The organism is Bradyrhizobium sp. CCBAU 45321 (genome assembly GCF_028128975.1).
In the GTDB taxonomy this organism is placed as follows: Bacteria; Pseudomonadota; Alphaproteobacteria; order Rhizobiales; family Xanthobacteraceae; genus Bradyrhizobium; species Bradyrhizobium yuanmingense.
The window spans coordinates 397,214-410,048 of record NZ_LFKZ01000130.1 but is presented as its reverse complement, the minus strand read 5'-3'; the positions used below and the strand labels follow the sequence as shown (position 1 = coordinate 410,048).

The following is a 12,835-nucleotide window of genomic DNA, read 5'->3' as shown; positions in this document are numbered from 1 at the left end:
GCTACAGCTTGGTCAGAAGCACGCTGGCCGCTTTGATATCCGCCGTTTCGGAGCCCTCGGCAAAGCCCTCGAGCGCCGATTGGAGCCATCGCTTCGCCTCGTCGCGCTGCCCACGCTCGGCAAACAGCCCGGCGAGATCGATCGTGGCGCGCAGCTCCCAGGCCGTGGCGCCTTGCCGGCGACTGAGATCCAGAGATTGCATGAAGTGGGCTTCTGCCTGCTCGGCGTCGGGCTCGGGCAGCGACAACAGAACTCTGCCTTTCATCCGCAGCAATTCGGGCATGTAGAGATGATCGCCGCTCTGATCGACGAGGCGGATCGCATCGTCGATCAGGCGCGCACTCTGCTCGATCTGTCCAAGCGCCAACAAGCCTTGAACCAGCGCGATGTTGAAGGTCGTGGTGAGCAGTTCGTAGCCGGCCTCGTGGAGATCGCGTAGGCAAGCGAAGATCGTATCGACGCCTTGCGCGGCGTCCCCCCGCCGGATCGCCAGTTCGCCTTTCACGCCGCGGCCTACCACGAGATAGGGACCCATCGATCGAGATTCGGCATGCGCGATGAATTGGTCGATGCTCTGCTCGGCGCCGTCGAGATCGCCGTCCCAGAGCGAGATCGAGACCGCCCAGATCAACGCAATGCAGAGCGTGATCGGATGCTCCATTTGCGCGGCTTCAGTCACCGTCTGTTGCGCCAGCTGCCGCGCGTCCGCGGGACGGCCCTGCAACCAGAGTTCGCGCGCCAGCGTGATACCGGCCCGGTTGCGGTGATCGAAGCCATGGATGGTGCTGGTTCGTTCCGCGCCCGGCCCTTGCCATGCGACCTCCAGCATCTTCACCGCCTCGCGGTGCTCGCCGGCCAGATGCAGCGAGACCCCGAGCAGCGAATGGGCGAGGACGATCGAGCCGGGATCGCCGAGCGGCTGCGCGACCGCAAGGCTCTGCTGCGCATAGCCAAGCGCGGCATGGAACTGTCCCATCCGTTCGTTAAAGATATGCATGCGGCCGAGCAGCTGCAGCTGATTCGGCGGGTCACCGCGCGCCTCCGCGATCGCAAGGCTCCTACTCAAGGCCACGCGCGCCGCCTCGCTGCCGCCGCGCGTGAACATCAGGGTCAGCCCGAGGGCGGCCTGGATGTGCATTTCATCGGCGCTGCCGCGCGCGGACGGGGTCATGGCAAGCAGTGCCCGTTCCGACCAGCGCCGGCATTCGATCAGAAGAGACATCGCGAGGAAGATCGGCGCTGCCGCGGCGGCGAGCGTGATGCCGGCGCTGGCGTCGCCGCCCGTGCCAAAGCACCAGTCCAGCGCGGCACGCACGTTGTGGAGCGCGGAGAAGTGGATCGCCCGTTCGTCGGCGTTCGGCGTTGCCGCCCAAGTGCTGCCGGCCTGCTCCAGCCATCGCCGGTAGTAGGCCGCGTGGCGGGCGGCGAGCGCGGCGTCGTTCGGCTCGATCTCGAGCAGATAGGCGCGCGTGGTATCGAGCAGACGGTAGCGCATCATGGCGCCGACCGGCCGCGGCGCGACCATCGATTTGGCGACGAGACTGTCGATGGCATCGAACAAATGGGAGCGGTCGGCACGTTCATCCGGGACGACCTCGAGGGCGGCGTCGATGGTGAAGTGACCTGCGAAGACCGCCAGCCTGCGGAGGACGAGGCGCTCGATGTCGGACAGCAGCCCGTAGCTCCAGTCCAGCGTCGCCCGCAACGTCTTCTGCCGCGGCGGCGCGGTGCGCTGGCCCTGCCAGAGCAGATTGAGACGCTCGTCGAGCAGCGCGGCCGTCTGCTCCAGGCCGTAAGCTTCGACCCGGCCTGCGGCGAGCTCGATCGCCAAAGCCATGCCGTCAAGGTTGCGGCAGATCCTCGCGATAGTCGCGGCGTTGGTATCGTCGATCGCGATCTGCGCGCCGCCAGCGGTCGCCCGTTCGATGAAGAGCTGAAGCGCGGGATAGGTCTGCGCAGCCGCCGCACTCAGCCCGGCACTATCAGGCGGTACGGCGAGCGGTGCCAATCGATAGACCTGCTCGCCCTCGACGCGCAGGGCTTCGCGGCTGGTGGCGAGGATGTGCACATCAGGCGCAGCGTGGAAGATCGCCGAAGCCAGCGGTGCCGCCGCGGCGATGACATGCTCGCAATTGTCGAGGATGAGCAGCATCCGCTTGTCCCTGACATGCGCGAGCAGCGCGGGCAGGGGATCGTCGGTCTCGGCCGGCAAGCCGAGCATCAACAGGATCGAGGTGATCACGAGATCGGGATCGCTGAGCGCGGCAAGGTCGACGAAATGTGCGGCGTCGGAGAACGTCGCGAGCAGGTCGTGGGCGATCGCCACCGCGACGGCAGTCTTGCCGACGCCGCCCGGACCGACGATCGTGACGAAGCGTGCGGTGAGAAGCTTGTCGGAGATGGTGGCGACCGCCTGGTCGCGCCCGATCATCCGTTGCAGCCGATTCGGCAGCTTGACCGGCGGCAGTTCCATCGGCGGGGACGAGCGCCGCGCCGCCTGAAGCTGCGTGTGCGAGATCGGTGCCACGAAGCAATAGCCGCGCCCGGAGAGCGTCGTGATGTATCGCGCGCCGTCTTTGCCGTCGCCGAGCGCCTTGCGGAGGGCGGCGATGTGAAAGCGCAGATTGGCCTCTTCGACGGTGATGCCGGGCCACACCAGCGCCATCAGATCCCATTTGCTGACGACCTCGTTCGGCCGCGACATCAGTGCGATCAGCGCGTCGAACGCCTTCGCACCCAGCGGCACTGTGACGCCGTCGCGCGTCACGAGCCTTTCATGTGGCGCCACGGTGAATGGTCCGAACGAGAGTCTTGGCCCGGTCGGCTTGGTCATCGCGAAATCTTGCTCATTTGCGAACCGGATAGCCAGAGGGCAGCCATCCCGCAAGGCCTGCGTTGCATCGGCCTCAGGCCTTGTTTGCAGGCCTCGTAACAGCTTCTGCGCCGGCCTCACAACTTCTCACAAGTCCAAACGGGTCTCCGGAGCGCGTCGCTGCTAGTCAGTTTGCGCGACGGCAAGGAGCTCTTCATGACGCACACAGCAAAACTGCTCTACACGGCCCGGACCCACACCAGCGGCGGCCGGCACGACGGCATATCGCGCAGTTCCGACGGTCGCCTCGACGTCAAGCTGTCGCCGCCGGGCGGGGCCGGCATCGGCACAAATCCCGAGCAATTGTTTGCGGCCGGCTGGTCGGCCTGCTTCGAAGGCGCCATGGAACTCGCCGCGCGCAAGCAGAAGGTGACCCTTCCCAGGAAAAGCGCGATCGATGCGGAGATCGATCTGGTGCTCGACGAGGGCGCCTACGCGCTGAGGGCGCGCCTCAATGTCAGCCTGCCGGGTCTCGACCCCGAGATCGCACGCGGCATCATCGATGAAGCGCATCAAACCTGCCCCTACTCCAAGGCCGTCCGCGGCAACATCGACGTCACGGTCGCGCTGATCTGACGCACCATCATCAACCACGACAAGGTAACACCATCATGAAACGGATCATTGATCAGCACCGCCGCCAGTTTCTCGGCATCGCCACCGGAGCTGCCGCCGCCGGTATCGGCATGATCGCGTTCGCTCGTGCCGAGACCGAACCGCAGCGATCTCAAGGGTCGAATGCGTCCTTCGGCGCGATCAAGCAGATCGAAGCCGGCGTCCTCAATGTCGGCTATGCCGAGGCGGGTCCCTCGAACGGTCCGGTGGCGATCCTGCTGCACGGCTGGCCCTACGACATTCACGCCTTCATCGAGGTCGCACCGATCCTGGCGCAGGCCGGCTATCGCATCATCATCCCTCATCTGCGCGGTTACGGCTCGACGCACTTCCTCTCCAGCGAGACGCCGCGCAATGGCGAGCCTGCCGCGATGGCGTCCGACATCATCGCGCTGATGGACAAGCTCGAGATCAAGAAGGCCGTCGTCGCCGGCTTCGACTGGGGTGCACGCACCGCCGACATCATCGCCGCGCTGTGGCCGGAGCGGTGCCGCGCGCTGGTGTCGGTCAGCGGATATCTGATCTCCAGCCAGGCTGCGGGCAATATGCCGCTGCCGCCGTCGGCCGAGCTGCAATGGTGGTACCAGTTCTACTTCGCGACCGAGCGCGGCCGGGCCGGCTACGAGAAGTACACGCATGATTTCGCCAAGCTGATCTGGAAGCTGGCCTCGCCGCAGTGGAAGTTCGACGACGCCACCTTCAACAGAAGCGCAGCGTCGCTCGACAACAAGGATCATGTCGCGATCACGATCCACAATTACCGCTGGCGGCTCGGGCTCGCCCAGGGCGAGGCAAAATACGAGCATCTCGAAAAGAAGCTGGCCGCAGCTCCGCAGATCGAGGTGCCGACGATCACGATGGAGGGCGATGCCAACGGCGCGCCCCATCCCGATCCCAGCGCCTATGCCAAGAAGTTCTCAGGCCGATACGAGTTTCGCCTGATCACCGGCGGCGTCGGCCACAATCTGCCGCAGGAAGCGCCGCAAGCCTTCGCCAAGGCCATCATCGACGCCGACGGCGGCGCCTGAGGATATTGTCCGCCTCCGGTTCAGCCCGGCTGGACCGGAGGATATCCGTCGCTCCGAGCCTGTTGAGAGATCATGACCGCGCCCGAACCCGAAAAGAAAACCTTCGCATTCTCCACGGTGATCGTTCTTGCCGTGGTTCTCGTCGTCATTCTGCTGACCTGCGTGCCGTATCTCGCCACGATCGTCTCGGCGCAGACGCCGGCTGAAAGCACGGCCGCCAACGCCTCGCCGATCTTCGGCGTCACGATCCCCGCCGGCTACAAGCAGTGGGAGCTGATCGCGCCGGCCGAGGAGGCTGCGCCGCTCGACGAACTGCGCGCTGTCGTCGGCAACCAGGCTGCCATCGATGCCTACCAGGCCGGCAAGCTTCCGTTCCCGGGCGGGACCGTGTTGGTCAAGCGCGCTTGGAAGCGGAAGCAATCACCTGAATTTGCATCCGCGACGATCCCCGGTGCTGCTACGACGGTCCAGGTGATGGTCAAGGATTCCAAGAAATATGCCTCCACTGGAGGCTGGGGCTTTGGCCGCTTCATCAACGGCAAGCCGGTTGACGAGGCCCAGCACCGCACCTGCTGGGGCTGTCACGAAGCCCGTGCCAAGAACCACGATTACGTGTTCACGCGGCTCGCGCCTTAAGTCCTTGCGGAGACTGGAATGAAGACCTGGTTCATGAGCGGCAGTTCGCGCGGGTTGGGGCGCGCCATCACGGAAGCCGCACTCGTTGCGGGCGACCGGGTGGTGGCCACGGCTCGCAAGCTCGACCCGCTCGAACCGCTGCGCGAACGTTTCGGGGAAGGACTGCGGCTGGCAACGCTTGATGTGACCGACGAAGCGGCAGCGCAAGCGGCGATCGACCTCGCGGTGGAAGCCTTCGGCGGTCTCGACGTCGTCGTGAACAATGCCGGCTATGGCGATCTCGGCTCGGTCGAGGACACCAGCCTCGCCTCGTTCCGGCAGCAGATCGAGGCCAATCTGATCGGCACCATCATCGTCACCAAGGCGGCGATCCCGGTGCTGCGCAAGCAGCGCCGCGGGCACATCATGCAGGTCTCGTCGGTCGGCGGCCGCATCGGCGCGCCGGCCCGCGCGCCCTATTCGGCGGCGAAATGGGGTATCGAAGGCTTTTCGGAATCGCTGGCGCGCGAGATGGCGCTGATCGGCGTGCATGTGACCATCGTTGAGCCCGGCGGCTTCCGGACCGGCTTTGCCCAGACCTCGCATGAGACCGACGAAGGACGTCCGGAGTACGACGCGGTGGTCGGTGCCGCCGTCAGGATGCAGCGCGACTACGATGGCCGTCAACGCCATCGCGGCGACGGACCGGCAGCGTCTCGACGAGCTGGAGAAATGGCGCGCGCTTGCGTATCGACCGACTACTGACGGCGTCCTATTCCGCTGCCACCATCTGCTGCGTGCGCCACTGCCCGAGCAGAGCACGCAGCGAAGCCGGCTTCACCGGCTTGTTGAGCACCGCGATCTTCTCGTCGCGCGCGGCGACCTGCACGGCGGGGCTGCGATCGGCCGTGATCAGGATCGCAGGGATGGTATCGCCGAAACGGCGGCGGATCTCGCGGATGGCGGCGATGCCGTTGCCGCGATCGAGGTGATAATCGACCAGAAGGCCGGTGACGCGGCGGCCGGCGGTTTCGATCGCGGCGATCGCGCCTTCGGGATCGGCGACCGCGATCACCTCGGCGTCCCAGGCCTTGAGCAGCGTGCGCATGCCGTCGAGGATCGCCGCATCGTTCTCGATGCAGACGATCAGCGCGCCCGAGATCGGTGTGCGCGCCAGCGGCGTCGCGCTGGTCACGGCCGCGGTGTGGGTGACCGCCTTCGCCGTCGGCACGGTCACCGAGAACACCGAGCCGCCGCTTCGATTGCCGTCGATGGCGATGCCGTGCTTGAGCACGCGGGCCAGGCGTTCCACGATCGAGAGGCCGAGGCCCAGACCGCGCGCGATCCGCGCGCCCTGCTCCAGGCGATGGAACTCCTTGAAGATCTCGCCGCGCTTAACCGCGGGGATACCGACGCCGGTGTCGTAGACGCAGATTTTGAGCGAGGCGCCGCGGCGGCGGCAGCCGACCAGCACGCGGCCGCGGGGGGTATACTTGATCGCGTTCGAGATCAGGTTCTGGAGCAGGCGCCGCAGCAGGAGCCGGTCCGACTCGACCGGCAGCGAGCAGGGCACGAAGGCGAGCTCCAGTCCCTTGGCGCGCGCGATCGGCGCGAACTCGATTTCCAGCGAGCGCATCAGATCGGCCATCTTGAAGCTCGAGATCGAGGTCGCCATCGCGCCGGCGTCGAGTCTGGAGATGTCCAGCAGCGCGCCGAGGATTTCCTCGATCGCCTGCAGCGATTCGTCGATGTTCTCGACCAGCCGCGTCTCCTCGCCATTGTGCTGGCGCTCGACGAGGCTCGTGACGTAGAGCCGCGCCGCATTCAGCGGCTGCAGGATGTCGTGGCTGGCGGCGGCGAGGAAACGCGTCTTGGAGATGCTGGCATCCTCCGCCGCGCTCTTGGCGATGGCCAGCTCGGAGTTCAGCCGCGTCAGCTCCTCGGTGCGGTCGCGCACGCGCTTTTCCAGCGTCGCATTGGCGCGCTCCAGCGCTTCGGCGGCTTCGAAGGTCGGCGTGACGTCGGTGAAGGTGATGACGAAGCCACCGCCGGGCATGCGGTTGGTGAGCACTTCGATCACCATGTGGCGTTCCGGCAGGCGCTCGAGATAAGGCTCACTGTCGGTGGTGTAGGCCGCAAGGCGCCGTTCCAGCAGGGCCTCGCGCTCGAGCGGATCGTTCGGATCGCCGAGGCCGATGAATTCCAGGATCTCGCGCAAGGGCGTGCCGAACTGGATCAGATGCAGTGGCACATTGAGGAGGTCGCCGAACTGCCGATTGGAGCAGATCAGTTGCAGATCGGCGTCGAACACGGCGATGCCCTGGCGCACATGGTTGAGCGCGGTCTGCAGGATCTCGCGGTTGAAATGCAGCGCGGCGTGCGAATCGTCGAGCAGCTTCAGCGCGGCCTTGGCGGAGACCGTCCGCTTGCGCAGCAGCAGCGACATCACGAGGCGGGAGGAGGCCGCGCCGATCGAGGAGGCAATCAGATGCTCGGCGTGTTGCAGCAGCTCGAAATCGGCGGGCGCACCGGGCTCCAGCCGCACGTTGCGCCGCGCCGAGAAGGCCTCGAAGGAGTGCCGTGCGCGGTCGGGCCCGAGATACTGCGCCACCGTGGTCTGGATGTCCTGCACGGTGACGGTGCTGCGCCAGCGGCGGAAGCTCGGGGAGATCGGTGCGAGCGTATTGGGCACGAACAGATCGGCCTGCAGCAGTTCGATGGAAGACGGCCGGCGCGCCAGCGACAGCAGCACATAGGTCACGATGTTGAGGGACAGCGACCAGATCACGCCGTGCATCAGGGGCGGCAGGTCGGCGCCGAACAGTGCCTGCGGCCGCAGCGCCTCGATGCCGAACGGGCCGTGCTGCAGCAGCAGGATGCCTGACGTCGAGGAATCCATGAAGCTCGGCATGAACAGCGTGTAGAGCCACACCGCAAACCCGACCAGCATGCCGCCGATCGCCCCGCGCGCGGTCGCGCGCCGCCAGAGCAGGCCGCCGAAGAAGCTCGGGGCGAGCTGGGCGATGGCGGCAAAGGAGAGCAGGCCGATCGCCGCGAGCTGGGTGCTGCCGAGCGCGCGATAGTAGAAATAGGCCATCACCATGATGGCGAAGATCGCGAGTCGGCGCGAGCGCAGCAGGAAGTTGCTGAAATCGGCCCCGCCGGCGCGCCCCTCCGGCCGACGTTTCAGCACCAGCGGCACCACGAGGTCATTCGAGACCATGATGGAGAGCGCGACGCATTCGACGATCACCATGGCGGTCGCCGCCGACAGCCCGCCGACGAAAACGACGACGCTGAGCAGGTTCGCGCCGTTCTCGATCGGCAGGGCCAGCACATACATATCAGGGTCGGCCGTGCCGAACGGGAAGGTCACGAGGCCGGCGAGCGCGATCGGGATCACGAACAGGTTGATGGCGACGAGGTAGAGCGGAAACAGCCAGCGCGCGCGGCCGACCTCGGCATCCGAGGAATTCTCCACCACGCTGACGTGAAACTGGCGCGGCAGCAGCATGATCGCGCACAGCGACAGCAACGTCATGGTCAGGAAGTTGCCGATCGACGGCGAATAATTGATGGCGCGCACCGCTTCCGGCGTCCTCATCGCGCGCTCGATCAATTCATGCGGCGAGAACATCCAGAAGGTGACGAAGATGCCGGCGGCGAGGAAGGCGACCAGCTTGATGATGGATTCGGTCGCGATCGCCAGCATCAGGCCGTGCTGGTGCTCGGTCGCGTCGGTCTGTCGCGTGCCGAACAGCACAGCGAAAGCCGCCATCGTCAGCGTCACCATCAGCGCCATGTCGCCGAGGATCGGGATGTGCGAGAAGGCCTGGTCTTCGCTCAGGATTGTGCCCAGCGAGGAAGCCACCGCCTTGAGCTGGAGCGCGATATAGGGCACCGAGCCGATGATCGCGATTGCGGCGACGGTCGCCGCCACCGCCTGGCTCTTGCCGTAGCGGGCCCCGATGAAGTCGGCGATCGAGGTGATGTTGTGGGTTTTCGCCAGCTGGATCACGCGTCGGAGCACCCCGGCCCCTAACCCGATCATCAGGATCGGGCCGACATAGATCGCGAGGAAATCGGTCGAGGTGCGGGTGGCGAAGCCGACCGACCCGAAGAAGGTCCAGGACGTGCAATAGATCGCCAGCGACAGCGGATAGATCAGCCCGGAGGCGCGGCCGCGCCCGGCCGGCGAGCGGCGGTCGCCGTGGCTCGCCACCAGGAACAGGAAGCCGATATAGCCGAAGGCGGCGGCGATCACGCCCCAATCGTGCAGCATGGGTCGGGGGCTCTCTCCCTGGGCGCCGGCGGCGCCCGAGCTCATTTTCCCTGCAAACCTAGCGCGTTGAGCGGACGCAAGCGACAGCGAAATGCCGTGCGGCGGTAGGAACAGGGGTTGTCGTTAAGGTGCGAGCGTGCACCCACGGGCGCCTACCCTCCTCTGGAGGGTAGGGTCGATCGCGCGCAGCGCGAGCGGGGTAGGGTGATCTCTCCCCACGGGCACTGTTCGCTGCGGAGAGACCGTCACCCCACCCCGTCTCCCATATCGCTGCGCTCTATGTGAGCCGACCCTCCCCCTTCAGGGCCCTTCAGGGGAGGGTAAGAGAGGACCCTATTCCGCCGCGAGCGACTTGGCGCGCAGCGGCAGGCCGAGGCGGTCCCACACTTGCAGCAACGCTTCGGCGAGCTGATCGATCAGGCCGTCGTCGTGATAGGGCGAGGGCGTGATGCGCAGGCGCTCGGTGCCCTTGGCGACGGTCGGATAGTTGATCGGCTGGATGTAGATCCCATGCTGTTCGAGCAGCAGGTCGGAGGCCTGCTTGCACTTCTCGGGATCGCCGACGAACAGCGGTACGATGTGGGTGTCGCTCGACATCACCGGCAGGCCGGCGGCATTGAGGATCGCCTTGACGCGGGCGGCGCGGTCCTGGTGGCGCTCGCGCTCCCAGCTCGACGTCTTCAGGTGCCTGATCGCGGCGGTCGCGGCCGAGCAGACCGCCGGCGGCAGCGCGGTGGTGAAGATGAAGCCCGGCGCATAGGAGCGCACGGCGTCGATGATCTGGCCGTTGGCGGCGATGTAGCCGCCGAGACAGCCGAACGCCTTGGCCAGCGTGCCCTCGAGAATGTCGATGCGATGCATCACGCCGTCGCGCTCGGCGATGCCGCCGCCGCGCGGGCCGTACATGCCGACGGCGTGGACTTCGTCGACATAGGTCATCGCGCCATATTTCTCGGCGAGATCGCAGATCCTGGCGAGCGGCGCGACATCGCCGTCCATGGAATAGAGACTCTCGCAGACGATCAGCTTCGGCCGATCGGGACCGGCCGCTTTCAACAGCTCTTCGAGATGCGCAACGTCGTTGTGGCGGAACACGATCCGCTCGCAGCCGGACTGGCGGATGCCCTCGATCATCGAATTGTGGTTGAGCTCGTCCGATAGGATCAGGCAGTTCGGAATGAGCTTTGCGATGGTCGGGATGCCAGTCTGGTTCGAGACATAGCCCGAGGTGAACAGCAGCGCGGCTTCCTTGCCGTGGAGATCGGCGAGCTCGGCTTCGAGCTGCACCAGCGGATGGTGCGTGCCGGCGATGTTGCGGGTGCCGCCGGCGCCGGTGCCGACGCGCGTCGCGGTCTCGACCATGGCGCCGACCACCTTCGGATGCTGGCCCATGCCGAGATAGTCGTTGGAGCACCAGATCACGACGTCGCGCTTGCCCTTGGGCGAGTGCCAGACCGCATGCGGGAACCGGCCGGCCGTGCGTTCGAGGTCGGCGAATACGCGATAACGCCGCTCGGTGTGGAGACGATCGAGGGCGGAATCGAAGAATTGGGCGTAATCCATCGGCAAACCTGCAACGGAACCTGACCACGGGACGCGTCTACTTAGAGCTTTTCCAGCTCCAATGTCTATGCGCTATCCCACATTTGGATCTGTGGGGCATTTGGGCAAAATGCCCTATCCGGCGCGTCTCAGTTTGATCCCGATCAATCCTGCGCGACATGTAATGCTGCTCTGCACCATCTGCCGGGGCGAGGGTTCAACCCCCAGCCTTGGTCTTCCGTCGCGGCCCGGCGCGCGCTTTCCTTGCTCAACCAGGCTCTCGAAAGGACCCTTCCATGAAGCGCGTGATGATCCTCAACGGTCCCAACCTCAACATGCTCGGCATCCGCGAGCCGCACATCTACGGCACGACGACGCTCGCGGAGGTCAACGCGAGCTGCGAGGAGGCGGCCGCCAGGCTCGGCCTCAAGCTCGCCTTCCACCAGTCCAACCACGAGGGCGTGCTGGTCGATCTGATCCAGTCGGCGCGGCAGGACGCCGACGGCATCGTCATCAATCCGGCCGGTCTCTCCTTCACCTCGGTCTCGATCATGGACGCGATCAAGACGTTCGAGGGCCCGGTGCTGGAGGTGCACATCTCCAACATCCACGCCCGTGACGAATATCACCGGCACTCCAAGATCTCGTTCGTGGCGACCGGCGTGATCTGCGGACTCGGGCCGTTCGGCTACATCGCGGCGCTGCACGCGATCGCGAACATGAAGTGAGGTCTTCTCCCTCTCCCCGCAAGCGGGGAGAGGCGAAGAGCTCACGTCGTCCGAAACTGCAACACGCCGTCCTGCATCTCGGGCGTGAGGCGGCCCTCGACGATCATGTAGTTGACGTGGGCGACGAGCTCGCCGGCGGCAAAGCCCATCTGGTGCTCGTCCAGCACGTGCTTGTTGAACACCACGGGCACCAGGGCGCGCGAGGTTTGCGGCACCTCACGGCAGGCTTCCGCGATCAATCGGCAGCGCTCTTCGTGGTGGTCGGCGAGCTGCTTGATGCGGGTCTTCAATCCGTAGAACGGCACGCCATGGCCGGGCAGCACCAGCACGTCATAGGGCAGCGTCGTGGTCAGGCTGGCGAGCGAGGCCAGATATTCGCCGAGCGAGTTCTGGTCGGGCTCGACCGCCCAGACGCTGACATTCGGCGAGATCTTGCTCAGCACCTGGTCGGCGGAGAGGAACAGCTTGTCGTCGGCACAATACAGCATCACCTGGTCGAGGGCGTGGCCGCCGCCGGTGATGACCTTGAAGCGGCGCGTGCCGATCACGACGTCGTCGCCATGCGAGATGCGGCGGTAGGACGGCGGCAGCACCGAGACGCGCTTCAGATAGTCCTGGCCGCGGCCGAGCAGCTTTTCGGTGAGCGACTCGTCCATGCCATGGCGGCGGAAGAACAGCCGCTGCGCCTCGCGCCGCTCCTCGGTGCCGCGGTTCTGGTGATAGACCGATTGCAGATATTCGACCTGCGACATCACCAGCGGGCAGCCGAACCGCTCGACGATCCAACCGGCGAGACCGACATGATCCGGGTGGGAGTGGGTGACGATCAGGCGCGTGATGTTGACGCCTTTCAGCGGTCCGTCGAACAGCTTCGTCCAGGCCTCGATCGTCTCCTCGTTGCCGAAGCCGGCATCGATCATCGCATAGCCGTCGCCATCGGCGAGCAGGTAGATGTTCACGTGGTTGAGGCGGAACGGCAGCTTCAGCCGCGCCCACAACACGCCGGGCCGCACCTCGACCACCTGTTCGGGGCCGGGATGCTGTTCCCAGGGGTAGCGCAGGGCCTCGGCCGAGGACTGCGGGGTGTCGGTTTTCAAGCTCATGCTACCGGCTTAAACCCAGTGCGCGCAGGGCGCCAGCCGAAAAAGGATGC

Annotated in this window: 9 protein-coding genes; 5 read left to right on the top strand and 4 right to left on the bottom strand. The window is 65.9% G+C overall.

Annotated features, from left to right (window positions below; genetic code table 11):
* Position 1: 1 nt before the first annotated feature.
* Positions 2-2,833, bottom strand: a complete 2,832-nt coding sequence (locus tag ACM43_RS34450; RefSeq protein WP_271546217.1) for an ATP-binding protein — start codon at positions 2,831-2,833, stop codon at positions 2-4.
* Between the two features lie 195 nt (positions 2,834-3,028).
* Here ACM43_RS34450 and ACM43_RS34445 point away from each other — a divergent pair, with 195 nt between their 5' ends.
* The 4 genes from ACM43_RS34445 to ACM43_RS34430 all read left to right on the top strand — a co-directional run bounded on the left by ACM43_RS34445 (position 3,029) and on the right by ACM43_RS34430 (position 5,895).
* A complete protein-coding gene (locus tag ACM43_RS34445; protein ID WP_271546215.1) occupies positions 3,029-3,448 on the top strand; it encodes an organic hydroperoxide resistance protein in 420 nt (139 codons plus the stop codon).
* Positions 3,449-3,483: 35 nt separating this feature from the next.
* Positions 3,484-4,515 (top strand): alpha/beta fold hydrolase, encoded by a 1,032-nt coding sequence (locus ACM43_RS34440; protein WP_271546213.1) that lies wholly within the window; start codon positions 3,484-3,486, stop codon positions 4,513-4,515.
* A gap of 72 nt (positions 4,516-4,587) precedes the next feature.
* Positions 4,588-5,151: a cytochrome P460 family protein gene (locus ACM43_RS34435; RefSeq protein ID WP_271546211.1), complete on the top strand. Its 564-nt coding sequence runs from the start codon at positions 4,588-4,590 to the stop codon at positions 5,149-5,151.
* A gap of 18 nt (positions 5,152-5,169) precedes the next feature.
* Positions 5,170-5,895 carry an SDR family NAD(P)-dependent oxidoreductase gene (locus ACM43_RS34430; RefSeq protein WP_271546209.1) on the top strand — a complete coding sequence of 242 codons (726 nt, stop codon included), beginning with the start codon at positions 5,170-5,172 and terminating at the stop codon, positions 5,893-5,895.
* A gap of 7 nt (positions 5,896-5,902) precedes the next feature.
* On the opposite strand, the gene ACM43_RS34425 is transcribed toward ACM43_RS34430, so the two are convergent.
* Entirely contained in the window at positions 5,903-9,412 is a 3,510-nt protein-coding gene (locus ACM43_RS34425) for a PAS domain-containing hybrid sensor histidine kinase/response regulator (RefSeq protein WP_271546207.1), read from the bottom strand.
* A gap of 333 nt (positions 9,413-9,745) precedes the next feature.
* Positions 9,746-10,975, bottom strand: coding sequence for a 5-aminolevulinate synthase (gene hemA, locus ACM43_RS34420; protein WP_035996665.1), 1,230 nt, complete (start codon positions 10,973-10,975; stop codon positions 9,746-9,748).
* Between the two features lie 275 nt (positions 10,976-11,250).
* Between hemA and aroQ the strand changes: the two genes are divergently transcribed.
* Positions 11,251-11,682, top strand: a complete 432-nt coding sequence (gene aroQ, locus ACM43_RS34415; RefSeq protein ID WP_271546205.1) for a type II 3-dehydroquinate dehydratase — start codon at positions 11,251-11,253, stop codon at positions 11,680-11,682.
* Positions 11,683-11,723: 41 nt separating this feature from the next.
* Here the strand turns inward: aroQ and ACM43_RS34410 are convergent, their stop codons facing one another.
* On the bottom strand, positions 11,724-12,785 hold the full coding sequence (locus tag ACM43_RS34410) for an MBL fold metallo-hydrolase (RefSeq protein WP_157285640.1): 1,062 nt from the start codon (positions 12,783-12,785) through the stop codon (positions 11,724-11,726).
* Between the last annotated feature and the right edge of the window lie 50 nt (positions 12,786-12,835).